At 41.2% G+C, this 20,153-nt stretch carries 16 protein-coding genes; 6 read left to right on the forward strand and 10 right to left on the reverse strand.

Annotation, left to right across the window (positions count from 1 at the left end; all coding sequences use genetic code 11):
- Positions 1-126 precede the first annotated feature (126 nt).
- Entirely contained in the window at positions 127-1,410 is a 1,284-nt protein-coding gene (hisD, locus tag ACM0OS_RS12135; RefSeq protein WP_414543440.1) for a histidinol dehydrogenase, read from the forward strand.
- A 226-nt stretch (positions 1,411-1,636) separates the two neighbouring features.
- On the opposite strand, the gene ACM0OS_RS12140 is transcribed toward hisD, so the two are convergent.
- The 6 genes from ACM0OS_RS12140 to ACM0OS_RS12165 all read right to left on the reverse strand — a co-directional run bounded on the left by ACM0OS_RS12140 (position 1,637) and on the right by ACM0OS_RS12165 (position 9,210).
- Positions 1,637-2,068 carry an EamA family transporter gene (locus ACM0OS_RS12140; protein ID WP_414543441.1) on the reverse strand — a complete coding sequence of 144 codons (432 nt, stop codon included), beginning with the start codon at positions 2,066-2,068 and terminating at the stop codon, positions 1,637-1,639.
- 44 nt (positions 2,069-2,112) lie between these two features.
- The gene (locus ACM0OS_RS12145; protein WP_414543442.1) at positions 2,113-3,453 is read right to left on the reverse strand and encodes an MFS transporter; all 1,341 of its coding nucleotides are present in this window, start codon (positions 3,451-3,453) and stop codon (positions 2,113-2,115) included.
- A gap of 1 nt (position 3,454) precedes the next feature.
- On the reverse strand, positions 3,455-4,369 hold the full coding sequence (locus tag ACM0OS_RS12150; RefSeq protein WP_414543443.1) for an IucA/IucC family C-terminal-domain containing protein: 915 nt from the start codon (positions 4,367-4,369) through the stop codon (positions 3,455-3,457).
- A complete protein-coding gene (locus ACM0OS_RS12155) occupies positions 4,366-5,331 on the reverse strand; it encodes an iron-siderophore ABC transporter substrate-binding protein (RefSeq protein WP_414543444.1) in 966 nt (321 codons plus the stop codon). The genes ACM0OS_RS12150 and ACM0OS_RS12155 overlap by 4 nt, the downstream gene beginning before the upstream one ends.
- Positions 5,332-5,413: 82 nt before the next feature.
- The gene (locus tag ACM0OS_RS12160; protein WP_414543445.1) at positions 5,414-8,050 is read right to left on the reverse strand and encodes a TonB-dependent receptor domain-containing protein; all 2,637 of its coding nucleotides are present in this window, start codon (positions 8,048-8,050) and stop codon (positions 5,414-5,416) included.
- A gap of 134 nt (positions 8,051-8,184) precedes the next feature.
- Positions 8,185-9,210 (reverse strand): helix-turn-helix domain-containing protein, encoded by a 1,026-nt coding sequence (locus tag ACM0OS_RS12165; RefSeq protein WP_414543446.1) that lies wholly within the window; start codon positions 9,208-9,210, stop codon positions 8,185-8,187.
- Positions 9,211-9,472: 262 nt separating this feature from the next.
- Between ACM0OS_RS12165 and ACM0OS_RS12170 the strand changes: the two genes are divergently transcribed.
- Positions 9,473-10,450, forward strand: a complete 978-nt coding sequence (locus ACM0OS_RS12170) for a DUF4351 domain-containing protein (RefSeq protein WP_414543447.1) — start codon at positions 9,473-9,475, stop codon at positions 10,448-10,450.
- Here ACM0OS_RS12170 and lnt read toward each other — a convergent pair.
- Positions 10,415-12,016, reverse strand: a complete 1,602-nt coding sequence (gene lnt / locus ACM0OS_RS12175) for an apolipoprotein N-acyltransferase (RefSeq protein WP_414543448.1) — start codon at positions 12,014-12,016, stop codon at positions 10,415-10,417. The two genes, ACM0OS_RS12170 and lnt, sit on opposite strands and share 36 nt — an antisense overlap.
- Complete coding sequence (gene gyrA, locus ACM0OS_RS12180; RefSeq protein WP_414543449.1) at positions 11,997-14,630, reverse strand: DNA topoisomerase (ATP-hydrolyzing) subunit A; 2,634 nt, start codon at positions 14,628-14,630, stop codon at positions 11,997-11,999. The genes lnt and gyrA overlap by 20 nt, the downstream gene beginning before the upstream one ends.
- An 861-nt stretch (positions 14,631-15,491) precedes the next feature.
- Here gyrA and ACM0OS_RS12185 point away from each other — a divergent pair.
- The 4 genes from ACM0OS_RS12185 (at position 15,492) to gcvH (ending at position 18,075) form a co-directional block, all read left to right on the forward strand.
- Entirely contained in the window at positions 15,492-15,713 is a 222-nt protein-coding gene (locus ACM0OS_RS12185; RefSeq protein WP_414543450.1) for a hypothetical protein, read from the forward strand.
- Positions 15,704-16,375, forward strand: a complete 672-nt coding sequence (locus ACM0OS_RS12190) for a hypothetical protein (RefSeq protein ID WP_414543451.1) — start codon at positions 15,704-15,706, stop codon at positions 16,373-16,375. Before ACM0OS_RS12185 ends, ACM0OS_RS12190 begins: the two co-directional genes overlap by 10 nt.
- Positions 16,376-16,423: 48 nt before the next feature.
- Positions 16,424-17,560 (forward strand): glycine cleavage system aminomethyltransferase GcvT, encoded by a 1,137-nt coding sequence (gcvT, locus tag ACM0OS_RS12195; RefSeq protein ID WP_414543452.1) that lies wholly within the window; start codon positions 16,424-16,426, stop codon positions 17,558-17,560.
- Positions 17,561-17,685: 125 nt separating this feature from the next.
- Positions 17,686-18,075 carry a glycine cleavage system protein GcvH gene (gene gcvH / locus ACM0OS_RS12200; RefSeq protein WP_414543453.1) on the forward strand — a complete coding sequence of 130 codons (390 nt, stop codon included), beginning with the start codon at positions 17,686-17,688 and terminating at the stop codon, positions 18,073-18,075.
- Positions 18,076-18,277: 202 nt separating this feature from the next.
- Here gcvH and ACM0OS_RS12205 read toward each other — a convergent pair whose 3' ends face one another.
- Together ACM0OS_RS12205 and ACM0OS_RS12210 are read right to left on the reverse strand one after the other, a co-directional pair.
- Positions 18,278-19,225 (reverse strand): 50S ribosomal protein L11 methyltransferase, encoded by a 948-nt coding sequence (locus tag ACM0OS_RS12205; protein ID WP_414543454.1) that lies wholly within the window; start codon positions 19,223-19,225, stop codon positions 18,278-18,280.
- 9 nt (positions 19,226-19,234) lie between these two features.
- Positions 19,235-20,119, reverse strand: coding sequence for a bile acid:sodium symporter family protein (locus ACM0OS_RS12210; protein ID WP_414543455.1), 885 nt, complete (start codon positions 20,117-20,119; stop codon positions 19,235-19,237).
- Positions 20,120-20,153: the final 34 nt, after the last annotated feature.

Below are 20,153 nucleotides of genomic sequence, written 5' to 3' on the forward strand. Positions count from 1 at the left end.
TACTGTGTGGTCTGCAAACGATGCTTTTGCAGCAGCAAACACAATGACACAATGCTAGCAGTTTTAAACAGCTCTACACTAAACTATTATTACGGCAAAACCCGCATTACTCTAGAGATACAGTCCATGCAGCTACTTAAAACAACCGACAAAGATTTTTCTATTAAATTTCAAACACTGGTGAGCGATCGCCGGGAAGCAACGGTTGATGTTAGTGGTACAGTCAGGAGTATTCTTGCTGATGTAAAAGTGCGTGGTGATGCCGCAGTTAAAGAATATACTAGCCGTTTTGATCATTACAGTCCCCCATCTCTGCATTTGAGTGCAGACTTTATTGCCGAATGCGCTGCACAATGTCCGGCAGATGTCAAGGCATCTCTTAAATTAGCTGCGGCTAGAATTGGATCTTTTCACGAAAAACAATTACCCCAAGATATTGGCTACACCGACACAGCCGGGGTGAAACTGGGATTAAATTGGGTGGCTTTATCCCAAGTGGGAATTTATGTACCTGGAGGACGCGCCAGCTATCCTAGTTCTGTGTTGATGAATGCTTTACCAGCCAAAATTGCCGGGGTGGAAAGAATAGTCATGTCAGTACCCATGCCTCGCGGTGAGATTAATCCCGCAGTTCTAGCCGCAGCCCAAATTGCCGGGGTGACAGAGATTTATTGCATAGGTGGAGCGCAGGCGATCGCTGCTTTAGCTTATGGTACAGAAAGCCTCATACCTGTAGATAAAATTGTTGGCCCTGGTAACGCCTATGTTGCTGAAGCCAAACGTCAGGTATTTGGAACTGTAGGCATTGATAGCGTCGCTGGGCCTTCCGAAATTTTGGTAGTAGCCGACGACAAAAACAACCCAGAGTGGATAGCCTGGGATTTACTATCGCAAGCAGAACACGACCCCAGCGCCCAATCTATTTTAATTACCGATTCTGAAACCTTTGCCCAGCAAGTCATAGCAGCTATCGAGCAAATTCTCACCAATTTATCTACCAAAGCAGTAGCTAGTGCCAGTTGGCAACAACATGGAGCAATAATCTTAGTTGATGATTTAGCTGCAAGCATCCCCCTACTCAATCGGCTAGCTCCCGAACACGTAGAATTGTGTGTAGACAACCCACAAGAATTTGCTAGTCAAATTAAATGTGCGGGGAGTATGTTTTTAGGACGTTATACCCCAGAAGCCATCGGCGATTATTTAGGCGGGCCAAATCATGTGTTACCCACAGCCCGTTCAGCCCGCTTTGCTTCTGGTTTGAGTGTTTACGACTTTCTCAAACGGATTACCTACTTGGAATGCGATCAACAAGCATTGCAAACCATAGGTGAAGCAGCTGTCATCCTCGCAAAAGCGGAAGGTTTACCCGCACATGGCGGTAGCGTGGCTGTCCGCTTGCAGTCCTAAGGGACTTCCAACTAAAAAAATATCCTATCACTGGGGTAGGCAGGGGCGCAGGGAGCAGGGGGCAAAGTCCCCCTTTTGAAGGGGGATTTAGGGGGATCTAAAATGTTTTATAACCAAGAGGACTTTTAAAACATCACTAATAGTAAAAATTAAGTATTTTCACTTAATTGTCAAACTTTTCTGACTTTTGATGTTGACGATGGCAATTTCAATGCAAATGTCATATCTAACGAATCAAAACCAATGTACCAGTTAAAATCAAGCCTGTTCCCAATATTACTTGCAGCGTTAGCGGTTCCTTGAGAAAAAGTACCGAAAAAATCAGAACTAAAAGCAAACTAGATTTATCCAAAGGTGCTACTAAAGAAGCTTTGCCGATTTGTAAAGCACGAAAGTAAAATAACCAAGATAAACCCGTTGACAACCCAGAGAAGATGAGAAATAACATCGTTTTTGGGTTAATTGTCAGCAGTGTATCTAGTTGTCCTTTTGCAAAGACCCAACCCCAAACCATGACCAAAATTACGACGGTGCGGATTGCGGTGGCTAAATTGGGGTTAATTGCTTCGACTCCAATCTTAGCAAAAATAGTCGTCAAGGCTGCAAAAAATGCTGATATTAGGGCATAAAATAGACTATTCGCTTCATTATCTGACATTTATTGTCCTTGATTACATAAGTATTTATTGAGAAATACTATCATTATTTACTATGCAAGGATTCTCCACATTCGGCATCATGGTCAGGTACAATTTTTTCCACATCCAGCAATCGGGGAACAGAAAAGCCACTTAACCCCACCAACAACATACATATTGCACACATCACATATAACAGTGCGATTCCTGCACCTGTACCAGTCCCAAATAATCCCCCAAAGACAGCAAAAAGACTACCACCTTCACTCAAAGCAGGTGTAAACACATTATCTGCCAAAGGCCCGGCTATTAAATAGGCTACAGCAGAAGCTATTTGTAAAAGAAGCGATCGCGTGCCAAAAACCCTTCCTTGAACATTTGGCGCAACTTTAGCTAACCAAATCGCATTATCTGAACTCCCATTCAAAGGGAAATTAAAAGAAGAACAAAACTGTGCGGGAATCCATACCCAAGGTGTTCTCCCTAAACCAAAGATAATTTTACTGATACCTGCACCCATCATTCCTAATAAAACACCTTTAATTTGGCGTCTAAATCCTCCCCAAGTGCTAACAATTATCGCCCCTGTGACACCACCAAAACCAGCCGCCGAAGCTAAACTGCCTAAAACTAAAGTATTATTATTAGTTCTGGATAAAATCATCGGTGCATATAAAGAATCACCAATATCATGGGGTAGCCAAAAAAGTATATTCACTATCAACAGCGCCAGTAAACTTTTTTGAGTAGTAATATAGCGCCAACCAAATCCCAAATCTTGCCAAATATTAGTGATTTTCTCAGTTTCTTTGATAGGTGGTGGTTGAGGAATGTTGATAAAAAATAATGTACTAATAGCGATAGAAAAAGTAAAAATATCAATTAACCAAATTCCCATAAAACCAATAACTGTATATAGAAATCCCGCTAAAGCCGGAGCAATAATTTGACTACCGTAACTAGATACAAATTCCATACTACTAGCACGTGTGTAATGTTTTTTGGGAATCATTAAGGCGACTGAAGCAGAATAAGCTAAAGATTGAAATTGATTAAAAGTCCCGACAATCGCCGCGGTCAGGTAAAAATGCCAAATTTGTAAATTATTGGTGAGATACAACAACAAAATCACAATTGTGCTGAGAACAGCAACTGTATCACCCATCATCATTAACAGTTTGCGGTTAAAACGGTCTACAATTACACCACTAATCGGGGTAATAATAATACTGGGAAGTAAACTAAAAAAACCCACCAGAGTCAGAGTAGTGGCTTTACCTGTAATTTCCCAAGCCCAGATTTCAATAGCAAAGCCGGTCATGCGGCTACCCATAGTAGAAACTAGCTGACCCAGCCAAACTATAAGAAAATTACGCATATTAACGGAGTTTGGTTGTTGTGACATTTTAATCAGCTTCTGTCATGTATTGCTTCATTTGAGCGATACGTTCTCGGGGTGTGAAAAGAGGACAGTTAGTGCATTTTTCATCACCTGGAGGAATAAACGCATATAAGCAACAGGTGCGTCTCACTGTGGTTGTTGTTGGTAAACCGGGTTCGTTGATTTGTTCACTATGTACTAAGTTGTAAAGAGGATTGCGGCCTGGCATAAAACAACTGTATGGTTGTTCATACAAGGCTGAATAATCTATTTTTATTGCTTCTAAATCTGTACATTTACTCAGTTCAGCAAATTGACCTTCAGAAGCGTTCACTGCATTTCCCCACATAGTCTTTTTGGAGAGTTTAGTTAAACTATGAACACGGTCTATCATCGGTGCAAAGTTGCGTTGGAATAATTTGGTAAAAACAATTTGGTGTAGTTCTGCAACACTATTAACGATTTTTCCTGGATAGTTTTCAGGAATTGATACAGGTAATCTTTGAGGATAAATTACAGTACCACTCAGGTCATGAAACCATAGCGCCTTGGGTTTACCATCTTTCAACACAAAACTCACATTATCAATAGAAGCATCTAGCCCTACTCCCGCCCAAGTCATTAAAGCTAAAACACCTGGTAATGTTGTCCAGCTATAAATTTTATTCCAAATAGATGCAGCAATGCGAATGTCTGGAATTTTTTGATATATCTCGCTGGTTTGCCAATCAGATAAAAGTCTATCTGGTTGTAGATAATCATTAAGTGAAATCACCTCAACATCATCAGCAGGTTGAGTTAAAATAATGCCATCAGTATAATAAATATCTAAATTTCTTTGAGCAATATTAAATATTTCTATGAAAAATCCCAGTATATTATTATTAGCTAATTCTGGAGATATTTGCAGTATTTCTCGATTCTTAGAATCAAATATCATGGTGCTTTCACTAAATATGTAAACAAATCATCTAAAATAGCATTAGCTGAAAGAATATTTCCGAAAATCCAATAACTTGAATCAACAGTGTAGATTTTTTGACTTTTAACTGCTTTCAGATTTTGCCATAGTGGACTATTCTCAAATTTTTGAAAGTTTTCTTCCGCACCTGGATCTAAAACTATAAACAAAATATCAGCATTTATTAAATCTATACGTTCTAAACTCACTGAAACAAGAGGCTGATTTTCATTAGTAGTAAGTTGATTTTGAATTTCTGGTAGAGGGATTCCCACCTCTGTAATTATGCTGCCAGGAAATGAATATCTAGTACGAAATTCTGTAAAATTGTTACTAGCATAAAAACGACTAATGGAAACAGTTTTTTCTGTGAGGTTATCATTTACAACTGTGCGGATTTTTTCAACTCGTTGTTGATATTCTTCAAGTAATTTTTGTGCTTTTTCAGTTTTACCTGTTGTTTCTGCAATACGTAAGAAAGCATCTTTCCAACCAAATTGCACATAATCAAGTGTAAATGTAGGTGCTATTTGTGAAAATATTTTATATTGTTCTGCACTAATGAAAAAACCCAAAATTAAATCTGGATTTAACTGCACCATTTTTTCTATATTTGGTTGACTATCTTTTCCTAAAGAAACTATTCCCTCAGCTTTTTTCCCTAACTTTGGTATAATACTACCCGTAATATTTGGCTGTGTTGCTGCTATTGGTTTTAAGTCAAGCGCCAACAATGCTTCCATAGAGGTTTCATCTAATGCGATAATGCGTTGAGGTTGTAAAGGAATACAGCTTTTTCCTAATTCATGCTTAATGACTTTGCATTTAGATGTGGCTAAATTAGACTTTACTGTTTGATTTTTTTGGTGTAAATAGTTATGGTAACCTGTAATTATGATAAATGTTAAACTAATTAATACAAATAGTTTCACTAGCTTCATAATAGGTACTTAATAACCTTTATATTTTGATTGATCCAAGATAAATTTTCCAGGTAAATGGCGGTTGTAACCGCCATGTAAATTACCAACTCCAACGATAATTTAAGGTAAAGGTTCTACCTCTAGCCGCTAATGCATAGGAATCGTCAAAACCTGCATTAAGTTGGTTGGTAACATTTAAGTATTGATTATTAAGTAAATTCCTAACGCCTAAACTCAAAGTACCATCACCCAACTGGAGACTGCTGATTAAATCCATGACAAAATAACTATCTATACCAATCGGGTCTTCTCCCGCATCAAAAGCACTGTTTCTGTTGCCAATATATAATCCTTGAAGGCGATTGTTCCATCCTGGTAAGGTTTCATTCTCGATGTATGCTGTCAGTTTTAAAGGTGAAATTTCAAAACTAGTAATTGATACAAATTCACCTGTGTCTGAATTTTCTCTTTCTCCTTCACTCCAAGTCAATGTACTTCCCAATTTCCATTGATCGCTCGGTTGCCAATCTGCTGCTAATTCAATACCATAATTGCGTTGGGGAGCGCGTAAAATTCTAAAATCGCTGCCAAAGTCCTCAAATTGTACTCTGGTTCCTAAACTGGAATAACTATAAAATCCAGCTAGGGAAGCTTGGAAATTATTCCACTGTCCACGAATTCCTAATTCGTAGCTATCAACTTTTTGTGGTGCTGATAGTTCCACATCTTCAGCAAAATTGAACCCCGCTTGGGGACGCTGTACTATGCGTGAAATATTAGGCAGTGAAAATCCTTGAGCAAAGTTAGCAAACAGACTAATTGTTGGGGTGGCTTTGTAAACTACACCCGCATTAAATACGACATCATCTAAAGTTTTCTCCCCACCTCGATAAGATAGTCCAGTTTGTCCATCCACCCAATTATCAACAACTGACACATTAATATTTTCATAGCGTACCCCACCACTCAGGAATACTTTGTCACTTGCTTCCCATTTTAATTGAGAAAATAAACCCAAATTTTTGATACTAAAAGGAGCGATCCGAATTGATGACCCGATTTTTCTTGCTATTCTGCCATCACTGTTGTCAAACTCTTCAACATCAAATAAATCGTAATCTCCTTTACTATCTTCACTGGAATAATCTGTACCCCACAGTAAATTTAAGTTATTTGATAAAGCTGTATCTAACTGCAAACGTCCTCCAAATCGTTCTGCGGTCACTACCGAACGGCCAACGTCTAAAATGCTATTTGGAGAAAATATGCGGTTATCAAACAGGGTTGCAGCTGTTTTAGTTTGACGATAATATGCCTGTGCTTGCAGTTGACTATTCAGGATATTATTGTGAGTGTAATCAAGTTGAATTACAGTTCCTCGGTTAAAAGGATCTGAGGAATCAACAAACTCAACTGGTCGATCTAAGAGGCGCGCTTTTTGAATTCCTGGTATTTCTCCTACAGTTAAATCATAATCTCCATACTGATTTTGATCATCATTAAAGTAATTAGCTGTAATTTGCAATCGCTGTTGCGAACCTAATTCAAACCCCAGCTTACCTAAAAAGTTAATCGAAGCACTTTCGGCTTCTGCATCACCAAATAATGGTATGGGATCACCTTCTGCATCAAACGGTTTTCCAAAGCTATCACGGGTGAAAGAAGCAATAAAATCTACCCCTCCTTGCTTACCGGAAATACCGTAGCTTAGGAAGTTACCAAAACTACCAGATTTGAAATTACCAACAGATCGTACTCCAATTTCTGCGTTGGAAACTACCTTTTCTTCACTAGGTCGTCGGGTAATAATATTAATCACCCCACCCGCAGCACCATCACCATAAACAGCACTTGGACCGCGTACTACTTCTATCCGTTCAATAGCCTCAACATCAATCCGACGTAAATTAGCAACGGATGTATCATTATCAATATTAGAGCTAATTGGGACTCCATCCACCAATACTAAAGGTGGTCTTCCCCGCAAAGTCTGAGCGAAACTTTGCTGTGAGTCTGAACTAGCTCCTAAACCAGGAACTGTGTTACTCAAAATACTTTGCAAATCTCGATTAACTTTAGTTTGCTGCTCAAGTTGCTCACGGGTAATTACTGTTACAGAACGAGGTATGTTTTGTAGTTCTTCTCCTGTACGTGTAGCCGTCACCACCAGTTCAATAGCTTCATCATTCTGGGCTGTTGGTTGTTCTGATGGTGTTTCACTTGTCGGCTGTTCTGGCTGCTGTGATGGCTCTGCTGCTTCAGCTACAGGTGCAAACTCAAAAATCAGACCTTCATTACTATCAAATAACTGTGCTGTGGGTAAACCTTCCTCACCTGTCACTGTCACCCGCACAGTATTAGCATCAGCTTGAGTCACACTCACAGAGACAATCCCACCGACTGGATTAGTAATATTAAAATCTTGAGCTTCAGGTAATGCTAAAACAGCGTTGGGAATATCTGCAATGTAATTATTTTCTGTACTTCTATTTAGAGGCTGAAGTGCTTCTGTGTTTGCACTTTCTAGAATTACGTCAATACCTTTATCTGTAGGATTGACTTGTACATCTGTAATTTCCACTACTGATGTATTAGCTTCCTGTACTAATAATTGTCCTGCATTAGTTTCTGCTTTGGGCATTTCTATTTCTGCCCTGACAGCAGGTTGTAGCAATAAGTTAATGACAGCAAATCCTAATCCTACTGAACCTATGCCACTCAATAGACTAGATTTCATATCCCTCACACCTCTGAAAGTCACAAAGCTTATTAAAAAGAATTACTAATTAGCTTTGAAAGACACTTTACTGATTTTCAGAAGCATAAGTCTATCCATATAGGACAATTTTTGCGCCCTAGAGGACAAAGTTTTTACTTTGCCAGAATTTTATTACCTGAACGGCAACTGTTAGGATTGATACCAAATTTCCGTTTGAAAGCTGTAGAGAAATGACCGAGATGATCATACCCAACCGCGTTGGCGACTGCTGTAACATTCATATTACCTGCTTGGAGTAATTGCCGTGCTTGTTCCATACGATACTCATGCAAGTAACCAAAGGGAGTTGTACCGAAGATTTGGCGAAAACCTTTTTTTAGCTTCATGTGGTGTATTCCCACTTGTTGGGCTAAATCAAGTAAGGTCGGAGGATGTGCTTGGTTACGGATTAAAATTTCTTTGGCATGATAAATACTTTCGATATCTTTGTTTTTGAGATTAACAATTGTTTTTGGAGTTGTTTCTGCTTCTAATAATTGTGTAAATTGCAAAGCTAATAATTCTAGTACTTTACTTTCTAAATACATTTTCTGCGCTATTCCCTGATAGGGAGAGTTGACTAATTGCCATAATGCAGTTTGCATCATAGGTGTAATATCTCCAACTGGCAGATGAAAGCGTGGTGGTGCATCATTTTCAATTAAAGAATTTAATTTTTGAGGTAAAATTTCTAAGCCTATACAAAATTCCTTTAAAAAATTTAAATCTAAGCAAATTCTAATTAAATGGTAGCGATCGCCTGCAAAGCTTTGCTCGATTTCTTCAATGTCGGGTAAATAAAATAAGTAGTTTTTTCCGCCTATTTCTCGATAATTATCCTTAACTCCAGGAATACCAGGACAAATCACTCCATGATTGCCTGAAAGATAAAATTTGGATGTTAAATCGTAAAATCCATAGTGATTAATTTTACAATTGACTTGCTGATAAGAAGTCTCATCAAAAATTTCTAAAGATAGTCCTGGACGCAGTTGAACTATCCAATAACAGTTACGACTAAAGATGCTTTCCGATTTCTTAATTGTGTCAAATCCTTTGGTGTGATGTGAAACCTCTAAATAAACTGAAGTTTCTTGCTCAATTTCTTCAAATTGCTCACCTGTAATCACTTTTGTCATCTTTTAATAACAATTGGCGGTAAATAAACTATAATTATTATTATTTGAGAAGCCTAATAAAGTTTAATTTACTCTAATGTGGCTGATAATTCAATAGGAATCTTTTTCATTAAACTGTTTTTGATGTTTGATTAAACCAGATAAGAATCAAGCTTGATCAAAAAAATAAGTATAAATTTTTACTATTGTTTAGCCAGATAAGGATAGGCGATCGCGGTGTAATATCTATCATGGAGGATGCGATCTTTATTCATATCGATTTATGACTAATGTGAGTGAACGTAGTGATTTTGATAGTCCGTGGAAAGAAATTTTAGAGGCTTATTTCCCTCAAGCCATGCAATTCTTTTTCCCGGAAACTGCGGCATTAATTAACTGGGAACGCCCTTATGAATTTCTCAATAAAGAATTTCAACAAATTGCCCGTGAAGCTGAACAAGGTAAACGATATGCTGATCAATTAGTTAAAGTTTGGCAAATCCAAGGTCAAGAGCTATGGTTATTGGTTCATGTAGAAATTCAGGCACAAAAAGAAGATGACTTTAGTAAGCGAATGTTCACCTACAACTTTCGCATCTTTGACCGCTTTGACCAACCCGCAATTAGTTTAGCAATTCTATGTGATACTAACCGTGAATGGCGACCCAACAATTACAGTTACCACTATCCCCACACTCGCTTAAATTTTGAATTTGGTATCAGTAAGCTTTTAGATTACGGAAACAGTTGGCAGGATTTAGAAAATAGCAATAATCCTTTTGCTACAGTTGTTATGGCGCATTTGAAAACCCAGCAAACACGCTCATCACCCGCAGAACGTAAAATTTGGAAATTCAGCTTGATTCGCAGGTTATACGATTTAGGGTTACAAGAGCAGGATATTCGCAACCTCTATCGATTCATCGACTGGGTTATGATTTTACCAAAAGCATTGGAAAGTCAATTGTGGGAAGAATTTAAACAATTTGAGCAGGAGCGGACTATGAGATATGTCACTACAGGTGAGCGCATCGGCTACGAGCTTGGAAAAGAAGAAGGAAGACAAGAAGGAAGACAAGAAGGTGAACAAGTTATTATTTTGAAAATACTTAAACGGCGAGTAGGAGAATTATCGCCAGAACTAAAAGAGCGTATCCAATCTCTTTCTTCTAATCAATTAGAAACTCTTAGTGAAGCTTTGTTAGATTTTACTTCTATGGAAGATTTACTTAACTGGTTGCAATCCCATCAAGTAACCTAAGACACTCAACCCCAATAATCCAACTGTCAACCAATCACCCCAACGGACATACAAAGTCTGGGTTTGTCGTCTGTATATAGTTTCGGCGTGGGTTTCGTAGGTATTATATCCAGACATCCATAGAGTTCTACCGTGAGGATCTACAAAGGCTGAATATCCTGTATTAGTCGCCCGGACTGACCATCTATCGGTTTCAATTGCCCGCATCATATCTAAGGCGTGATGCTGGAATGGCATGGAGGGGCTGTAATGGGCATCGTTAGAAGAACTGAGGATAAATTGCCCACCCGCAGCAGCTTGACGACGAAAGATTTCTGGGAAAGCTGAATCGTAGCATATGCCTGCGATCGCCTGACCGAATGGCGTGTCAAATATCTGATTTGTGGAACCGGGAACTTGGTGTTCGTTCAGTGGTGATAAGCGCTGAATTATCCCGCCTAAAATGTTTTCAAAGGGAATATATTCACCTAAGGGTACTAATTTGCTTTTGTCGTAACGACTGAAAACTTCACCTTTCCCTGTGAAGGTAAATAAGCTATTAGTGTAGCTGCGTCCCCGTTCTCCAAATGCTCCAATCCACGCAACTATGTTTTTTTCTTTTATTGCTTTTACTAAGTTGGTGTTTGGTAAGTCGCGCTGGAAAAAAGGTAGGGCGCCTTCTGGGGTGAGGACTGCTTCTACGCCTTGGTCTACTAAAGTGTAATACCCATCGGTGTAGCCTGCGATCGCTCGTCGCAAACCTTCGGGTATGAGTTTGATTTTGTTGGGGATATTACCTTGGATGATGCCGACTTTTAAGGCTGTTGCTGCTGGTTGGTCTAGGGGACGTGTGTATAAGTAAAATCCTGTTAGGTGTAAGGTAATTAGTAGTCCTATGGCGATGGCTAGGTTTTTATTAACTAACCGCCCGCGCGCAGCGATGCCCGTAAGGGCTGTAGGCGCAGAGGACGCGGAGGAGTTTTTGCTGTTGATGCAGCCTTCGGCTATTAAGCCGTTGATGGCAACGATGGCGGCTGTAATGGTGTTGGGGCCGGAGAGTTGACCGAGGTGTAAAATTACTAGGTTGTGTGGGCTTTGGGTGTAAGCCAGTGAACTCCACCACAAGGGGCCTGCACTCCACAGGCTTTCTAAGCCGCACCAAATGGCTGTACCCATGAGAATACGTAGCCAGGATTTTTGGTTAGACAGACGAGTCATGCAAGTTGCCCACAATGCAACGAGTAATCCTCCATATAGGCTGACAAATGACCAACAAAATAAAGTGATTGCTAAAGCTGGTAGCCAAGGAACGCCTAACCAATCCATTGGATATATGCCGGTAATCCAGGAGAGGGCGACGCCGTGATAGCCGACACCCCAAGTCAGGGCAAAGAGATGGGGAGATAATTTTTGGGATTTGGCAGTAACAACTAATACCCACAGGGGGGCTAGGGCTATCCATGCCAAAAACCATGCACCAGTAGGGGCTACGGTTAGCCCCATGAGAATGCCACTACCTAAAGAAATTAAGTAAGGGAGTAAGTTTGTTAACTTCTCCCTCTGATTTTTACTCAGCTTCTTCCACATCAACTGTATCGGGAGGAACTATGGCTACACCGTTAATAGCGTCATCTTCATCGAGGCGCTGCACTCTGACGCCAGTTGCCGAGCGCGATTGGATGGAAATCGCATTCACTGCCTGACGGATGATAATACCGCGATTGGTTACCATCATGATTTCATCATCATCGTTGTTGACGATGCGGAGGGTAGCTAATTTATCTTTAGTTTTACGGTTTTTGAATTTGGTGGCCATTAGACCTTGACCGGCACGGTTTTGTAGTCGGAATTGGGCAACTGGTACGCGTTTGCCGTAGCCACCCATTGTAATTACTAATACCCAGGGGCCTATACTGCCGTGTCCTGGTACTTCTGTGGTTTCTTCTAGATTTTCGCTGTCTTCGGTTTGCTCTGCGCTAACGCTATCGGTGGCGATTTCTATGGCTGGCTCCGCGCTGACGCTATCGATGTCTGCTTCTTCTGTGTTTAAGGTATCAAGAATGGCTGCGGGGAGAATGTCCATGCCTACGAGTTCATCTCCATTCTTCAGTTTCATGGCTCTCACTCCGCGAGTTGCTCTACTTAAAGGACGCAACTGCTCATGGGTACATCTAAAGTGAATCGCCATCCCTAACCGAGAACCAATAAGTATGCTGTCCTCGACTCTAGCGCGTCGCACCCATCGCAGTTGATCGCCTTCTTCTAAGGAAATAGCAATTAAGCCATTGGCACGAATATTACTAAATGCGGCTAATTCGGTTTTCTTAATATTGCCACCTTTGGTGAGCATGACCAAATATTCTTCTTTGGAAAACTCGTCTACGGGGACAATGGAGGTGATTTTTTCTTCTTTAGGAATTGGCAGCATTTGCACAATGGGTGTACCGCGACTGGTACGGGAACTCACGGGAATTTGATAAGCTTTTAAGCAGTAAACGACGCCGCGATCGCTAAAGAATAAAACGCTGTCATGATCGCAGCAAGTTAAAAAATGCTCGATAGTATCATCATCTTTGACCTTGGCTGCGGCTTTGCCTCTGGTAGCGCGGCTTTGGGCTTCAAAGGTGTTGACAGGCATCCGTTTAATGTAACCTTGCTCTGTCAGGAGAATAATGGCTTTTTCATTGGCAATTAAGTCACGCTCATCTATTTCCCCTTCTCCTGGTAAAATTACTGTGCGTCGGGGTGTAGCGAAACTAGTTTTGAGTTCGCCAATCTCGGTTTCAATAATTTCGAGTATCCGTTCTCGCCGAGCCAAGATATCTTGCAAGTCGGCAATCTGGGTTTGTAAGTCTTCGTGTTCGTGACGAATTTTATCTGCTTCTAGGGCAGTCAAACGCCGCAGTTGCATCTGCAAAATGGCATCAGCTTGTACTTCCGAAAGCCCGTAGGTGGTAATTAATTCACCTTTAGCTGTGGGTGCATCGGGTGCATGGCGAATTAGGGCAATAATTGCATCTAATTGGGACAGGGCAATCAATAAACCCTGTAAAATATGGTCGCGGGCCTCGGCTTTACGGAGTTCGTAGAGGGTACGTCTGGTAATGGCTTCGATGCGGAAATCTAGGAAAACCTCTAAGAATTTCTTGAGGTTGAGGATTTCGGGTTTACCATTCACCAACGCCAACATATTGGCCCCAAAGTTGGCTTGTAGTGGGGTTTGTTTGTAGAGGTTGTTGAGGACTACACGGGGATAGGCATCGCGCTTGAGTTCGATGACGATTCTCATGCCGTCACGATCGCTTTCGTCCCGGATATCTGCAATTCCTTCTAGCCGCTTTTCGTTCACCATGTCGGCGATTTTTTCAATCAACGCCGCTTTGTTGGTTTGGTAGGGCAATTCGGTAATAATAATTGCGTCTCTATCCGGTCGTCCCCGTTGTTCTACGGTTTCAATGGTGGCGACGCCCCGCATGGTAATGGAACCACGTCCTGTGGTGTAAGCTTCCCGAATGGCAGATGTTCCCAAAATTTGCGCCCCGGTGGGAAAGTCTGGCCCTTGGATATACTCCATTAACTCCAGATCGGTGATTTCTGGGTTGTGAATTAGTGCCACCAAGCCATCGATCAATTCACCTAAGTTGTGGGGCGGAATATTTGTCGCCATACCCACGGCAATCCCCGAAGAACCATTCAGCAGCAATTGGGGGATGCGTGATGGCAAAACTGTCGGTTCTTGTTGGGAACCGTCAAAGTTATCGATAAAGTCTACGGTTTCTGATTCGATGTCTTGCAGTAGGGACAGACTGGTTAAAGCTTGCAAGCGACATTCTGTGTATCGCATTGCCGCTGGCGGGTCATTGTCCACTGAACCGAAGTTACCATGCCCGTTAATCAGAGGCGATCGCATGGAAAAATCCTGTGCCATCCGCACCAGGGCATCATACACTGCTGTATCGCCGTGGGGGTGATACTTACCCAATACTTCCCCCACCACACGGGCGCATTTCCGAAACGGGCGATCGTGAAGCAGACCCAACTCGTGCATGGCGTAGAGGATGCGACGATGCACAGGTTTCAGACCATCCCTGGCATCTGGCAGCGCCCGACCCACAATAACACTCATGGCGTATTCCAGATAAGACTGGGACATTTCGTTCCGCAGATCCGTCGGGATAATCCTCTCCTGTGAGGTTGTCATAACCTAAAAAACTCCAAAAACGTAGATTTTAACCCTTACAGTTGTCCAGACGCAAAATTATTCTCAATTAGTATCGAATAATTGCTATATTTTGCTACAATTCTAACATATATAGTTTTTAGTTGCCGAATATTCAAGTGACATAAAAATCAAAAGTAAAAATTTTAAAGCTAGAATCATATATCTATTTTTATATTGTTGTTTATAAACAGCCAATTTTTATTTTTTTATATATTTAATTAATAGATATGAAATTATATTTTCACTTCAAAAATAGTTTGACATATACTATTAAATACACAATATCATAACTGTAAAATTCAAAAGTATTAATAAAAAAATATTGGATGCTCCTGATTAGATAAGTAGCAGAAATAAATAATCCTTTAACCAAGCAGTAGAAGGAGAAAATAGCTTGTTTGTTAATTTGGCACAACTAGTAATTAATCACAGTATTTCAGGACTTACGCACTCGCTACGAAAATCAAGGCTTTGAGATTGCTTCCCTAGGGTCGCAATGACGAAAAGACGTAGTTGGTTACGTAAGTCCTGTATTTTAACTAATTAACAATATAAATCATTTAGATATGCCCTTTTATAGATTGACAAAATCTATATTGTCTAAATTAAATATGAATCTAATTTTTATATTTCATCGTCTAGAACGTAAGTAAATTAAGAATCTTGAGCGATTTACGACAATATCAGATAGGAAGTTTTCTCATTTAATTATGTGCAGCGATTACCTATATTTACATTAATCAAAATAATCTCTATCTTTTTCAGTAACTTGAATAAATCAGTTATTTTAAATACAACCGCATATAAAATTGGTATCAGTTAGTATAGCGAGGAGTGAGAATGTCAAATCGTCATTCATCTTCCATATCTTCTGATTCCACTGCTTCCCAGCACTCACCATCTCCCCGGCGATCATCTAGGCGACGATGGCGGATTGTCTCATTTATTCTATTGGTGTTGGTAGCAGCATTAGTATCAGTACTAGCATTAGGACGTTTTAGCCTTGCTTATCTTCCCCCACAAACAGCCGTACTCAACCCAGAAACCCAGAAATGGCTGTAATAGATGAAGCTTATGATGTCTGGGGACAAAGCATTACAACAGCCCAAGCTGAGAATTTATTAGCAACAGAACAAGGACAACAAACGCTTTCCTCAGCCAATGGTGCAGTTGAGGTGACTGATGAACTGGTGCAGTTAGGAAGAGAAACCTTCTACCAGGAAACCTTCAATAGTGAGCGCTTTTTTACCGATGTAGTCGGCTGGCTAGATGGGGGAATTGGTTTTGGGGACTATGTACAAGCAATTATCGGGCTAGGCGGTCGTGGTACTGATAACTTACAAGTTCGCCTCAGTCGTGATGTCACAGTTGGTGGACAAAACTTTGAGCGCGGTACAGTTCTGGATACAGGGATTGATGTTGCACGTGGGGCATTTGTGCCTATTGGTGCCAAAATTAGCTACGACCGAGGACAGATTCGCTTAGGTCTGACTTGTGCTGTTTGCCACTCAGCTTTTGATCCTGACTCGGGACGCGTTATAGATGGAGTCACAAATCAAAATTTGAATGCTGGGTTAATCTTGGCCATGGCATCAAATTCAGCTGCTTATTTTACTCATACGGGTGTAGATGTGCGGGAATTGCTGCAAGGAAACGAAGTCATGACGTTACCTGATGGAACTCAGCAAACTCTTCCCGATCAACAAGCTTTAGAAGCCCAATAATCGTGCCGTAGGATATATAGATATTGATATGCGATCGCACAAATACCTGTGGCTCATCAAGAAGATATTACTCAATCCTTGGCACGAACTGTTTTATATCAACTGGGTGTAGAACTCAAAGCCCGCTTTACCAGCTTTGGCGGTTGGGAAATGCCTGTACAATTTTCTGGTATTAGTCACGAACACGCGGCGGTGAGAAATGACGCTGGTATGTTTGATATTTCCCACATGGGTAAATTTACCCTAGAAGGTCAACATTTAATTGACCAACTTCAGCGTTTAGTACCTTCGGACTTACAGCGGTTACAACCAGGTCAAGCACAATACACCGTGTTGTTAAATCCCCAGGGCGGTATTATTGACGACATTATTGTTTATTATCAGGGAGAAGATCATACTGGTACACAAAGAGCTGCGATCGTTGTTAACGCGGCAACCACTGATAAAGACAAAACATGGCTATTACAAAACCTTGATTTAAATCAGGTACAGTTCCAAGACCTTTCACCAGAAAAAGTATTAATTGCTGTCCAAGGGCCAACAGCACTTAAATATCTCCAACCTTGGGTACAAGAAGACTTACAACCAATTCCCGCTTTTGGACATTTACAAGCCACCATTCTGGGTCAACCTGCCTTTGTCGCTCGTACAGGGTACACAGGAGAAGATGGCTTTGAAGTGATGCTAGACCCCAATGAGGGCAAGCAATTATGGCAAAAGCTTCATCAAGCTGGTGTCACTCCTTGCGGATTGGGTGCCAGAGACACCCTCAGATTAGAAGCCGCAATGGCACTCTACGGGCAAGACATTGACGACAACACAACCCCTTTAGAGGCTGGTTTGGGCTGGCTAGTTCACCTTGATACCAAAGGTGATTTTATCGGTCGGGAAGTTTTAGCACAGCAAAAAGCCGATGGGGTGCAACGCCGACTCATCGGCTTACAAATGCCAAGCCGGAATATTGCCCGTCATGGCTACCCAGTTTTATCAGCAGGGCAAGTGGTGGGAGAGGTGACTAGTGGAACTTTATCGCCTACACTGGGTTATCCCATTGCCTTAGCTTATGTTCCTACCCAGCTAACAAAAGTGGGACAGCCGCTAGAAGTAGAAATCCGTGGTAAAGCTTATCCCGGTGTTGTGGTGAAACGCCCCTTTTATCGTTCAAAAAATCGTGTCACCAATTGATATCCTTTGATGTTTTTAAGGAATAATGTGATTTGAGTTACTCAATCTACAGTATGGTTAATTACCAACCATCACTTGAATGACTTTTGGGGCGTTAATTATTTTGATTTGGAAAGGTAAGTGATATGTCGTTTGAATATCCTCAGGATTTTAGATACCTGGATACTCATGAATACGTAAGACTAGATGGTGAAATTGCTACCATCGGCATTACTGAGTTTGCAGTAGACCAAATGGGCGATGTCGTATTTTTGGAACTTCCAGACATTGGTGACCTTCTTACTAAAGGAGACACTTTTGGTTCAATTGAATCTGTCAAAGCTGTAGAAGACCTGAATGCACCAGTGACCGGCACAGTCATAGAACGCAATGAAGCTTTAATTGAATCTCCCGAAGAAGTAGCAGACGATCCCTACGGTGAAGGCTGGTTCTTAAAAGTGCGTGTCAATGATCCCGATGAAGTGCTGGATGCTTTGACGGCGGATGAGTATCGCGCCCAGGTGGAGGGGGAGTAAGGAAATAGCTACTGGACTGACAAGCCGAAAATAGTGCATTAAACGTAGGTTGGGTCAAGCGCAACGCAACCCAATGCTGCCAATAATGTTGGGTTTCTTCACGTCAACCCAACCTACAATTTTTTGCATCATTTTAAGCTTGTCACCCGTTAAGGAGAGGAATGGAAGCGGGTTTTTAAAATCCGTCGAACTCACGTTCCTTTTAACTTTTGAGACGATAAGCAAGTGCAACCCATTCGTTTAAGCGTTCACAATCACTCACCTCGAATCCTGCTTCAGTTAAGGCTGAGGTGACATTTTCTTCATTATCTGTAGTAAAGCCGGCAGTAATTAGCCATCCTGGTTGTGCTTCAGTTTGACGTAGCGCTTGCCGAAAGTCATCAGCAAGGGCAATATGTACCCGTGCTAAAACATTCGCAGCAATCAAATCAAATGTGTCTTTTGCTGCAATCTTTGCCACATTATTCACTGTGTTCCCACCCATCCAATGCCCCATTTCGCTACCACATCCCAGGCTACCTTGCATCACCTGTACTTGCGCCCCTACACCATTAAGACGTACAACTTCCTGAGTTGCTTGTACTGCAACACTGTCATTATCAAGAGCTAAGACATTAGCACCAAGTTTTGCCATTGCTACACTCAAAATACCTGAACCTGAGCCAAAGTCTAGCACATCCATATCAGGGACAATGTACCGTTCTAGTAATTGCAGACTAACAATGGTTGCTGGATGTAACCCACTGCCAAAGGCGAGAGTTTTCTTGAGTTTTAAAGTGATTTTATCTGCTGTCTCAGATTGATTGGGTGTATCCGAATTTACGACAACAAATCGTTGCCCAATTTCATGTACCAGTGGTTTCAGTACATCCGTATTTTTTTCTGCCACTATAGAAGTCTGAATAGCTGTTGTCAAACCAGTACGCTGTAAAGATGAAAGCAAATTCTCAATTTTTTCTACACGCGTCCGGGAACTGACATCGTAGGGTAAATATAAGCGAATCGTAAATGACCAATCAGAATGAGCCGAGTCCGATTCAGCATATTCTGTAATATAAACATCGTTAATATCAATAGTCTCAGCCAGCAGCGTACAAACCCAATCAACCGCTTCATGAGTTGTATCGAGACTTAATTCCATCCAAGACATATGATTTTCCTACTTATATGCTTTCAACAAGCCTTGGCGACGACTAGCCCACCAAGCAAATCCAGCACCAGTCACAAACATTAACAGACTGTAAATTGCCGCAGGAATAGCCATTGTGGGGGTATTGAGTAGTGTCGGCGTAGAGGCGATCGCAATGGCTAAAGTCCCATTTTGAATGCCCACTTCTACTGTAATTGCTGTAGCCGCTTTTTCTCCCAATCGGCTTAAAGTGGCGATGGCTAAACCTAAAGCCATTGTCACCACATTCAAAGCCAAAGTCACCCAGCCTACATCTATGATGTAAGAAATAACATTATCTCGTTCTCGCAACAGCACCCCAGTAATTACCACCGCCAAGAAAAATAAAGACAGCCATTTTACAGGTTTATCTGCTTTGTCTGCTATTCCCGGTGCATACCGCTTGGCTATCATGCCAATTGCTACAGGTATAAGTGTAATTACTGCTATCTGCAAAACTGTACTTAAGAAAGGTAACTGTAGGGTTGTCCCTTCCCCTAAAAATGTCTGCATTGATAAATTGATTACCAAAGGAATGGTAAAAACTGTAATTAAACTACTAATGGCTGTCAAAGTCACAGACAGAGCAACATCTCCACCAGCCAAAAACGTAATCATATTAGAAGTAGGGCCACCGGGACAGGCTGCTAAAATCATCACACCTACAGCTAATTGTGGCTCCAGGGGAAACACAGAAGCAATGCCAAAACCCATAATCGGCAACATAATTAACTGCGCCACCAAGCCAATCACCACAGCTTTGGGATAGATCACAACTCGCTTGAAGTCATCTAAAGTCAAGGTTAACCCCATACCTAGCATGATGATAAATAAAGCTAGGGGCAGAAAAACAGCCGTCAGAAAGTTGGATTCCATCCTTAACCCGCATTTGTCACAATAAAATTCCCTT

Origin of the sequence: Nostoc sp. CCY0012, assembly GCF_963920855.1 — a bacterium.
GTDB lineage: Bacteria > Cyanobacteriota > Cyanobacteriia > Cyanobacteriales > Nostocaceae > Cyanocohniella.

What these genes read in the sequence shown, in the direction of transcription:
- hisD (WP_414543440.1), top strand. Translation starts at nt 127, where the DNA reads ATGCAGCTACTTAAAACAACCGACAAAGATTTTTCTATTAAATTTCAA.
- ACM0OS_RS12140 (WP_414543441.1), bottom strand. Translation starts at nt 2,068, where the DNA reads ATGTCAGATAATGAAGCGAATAGTCTATTTTATGCCCTAATATCAGCA.
- ACM0OS_RS12145 (WP_414543442.1), bottom strand. Translation starts at nt 3,453, where the DNA reads ATGTCACAACAACCAAACTCCGTTAATATGCGTAATTTTCTTATAGTT.
- ACM0OS_RS12150 (WP_414543443.1), bottom strand. Translation starts at nt 4,369, where the DNA reads ATGATATTTGATTCTAAGAATCGAGAAATACTGCAAATATCTCCAGAA.
- ACM0OS_RS12155 (WP_414543444.1), bottom strand. Translation starts at nt 5,331, where the DNA reads ATGAAGCTAGTGAAACTATTTGTATTAATTAGTTTAACATTTATCATA.
- ACM0OS_RS12160 (WP_414543445.1), bottom strand. Translation starts at nt 8,050, where the DNA reads ATGAAATCTAGTCTATTGAGTGGCATAGGTTCAGTAGGATTAGGATTT.
- ACM0OS_RS12165 (WP_414543446.1), bottom strand. Translation starts at nt 9,210, where the DNA reads ATGACAAAAGTGATTACAGGTGAGCAATTTGAAGAAATTGAGCAAGAA.
- ACM0OS_RS12170 (WP_414543447.1), top strand. Translation starts at nt 9,473, where the DNA reads ATGACTAATGTGAGTGAACGTAGTGATTTTGATAGTCCGTGGAAAGAA.
- lnt (WP_414543448.1), bottom strand. Translation starts at nt 12,016, where the DNA reads ATGTGGAAGAAGCTGAGTAAAAATCAGAGGGAGAAGTTAACAAACTTA.
- gyrA (WP_414543449.1), bottom strand. Translation starts at nt 14,630, where the DNA reads ATGACAACCTCACAGGAGAGGATTATCCCGACGGATCTGCGGAACGAA.
- ACM0OS_RS12185 (WP_414543450.1), top strand. Translation starts at nt 15,492, where the DNA reads ATGTCAAATCGTCATTCATCTTCCATATCTTCTGATTCCACTGCTTCC.
- ACM0OS_RS12190 (WP_414543451.1), top strand. Translation starts at nt 15,704, where the DNA reads ATGGCTGTAATAGATGAAGCTTATGATGTCTGGGGACAAAGCATTACA.
- gcvH (WP_414543453.1), top strand. Translation starts at nt 17,686, where the DNA reads ATGTCGTTTGAATATCCTCAGGATTTTAGATACCTGGATACTCATGAA.
- ACM0OS_RS12205 (WP_414543454.1), bottom strand. Translation starts at nt 19,225, where the DNA reads ATGTCTTGGATGGAATTAAGTCTCGATACAACTCATGAAGCGGTTGAT.
- ACM0OS_RS12210 (WP_414543455.1), bottom strand. Translation starts at nt 20,119, where the DNA reads ATGGAATCCAACTTTCTGACGGCTGTTTTTCTGCCCCTAGCTTTATTT.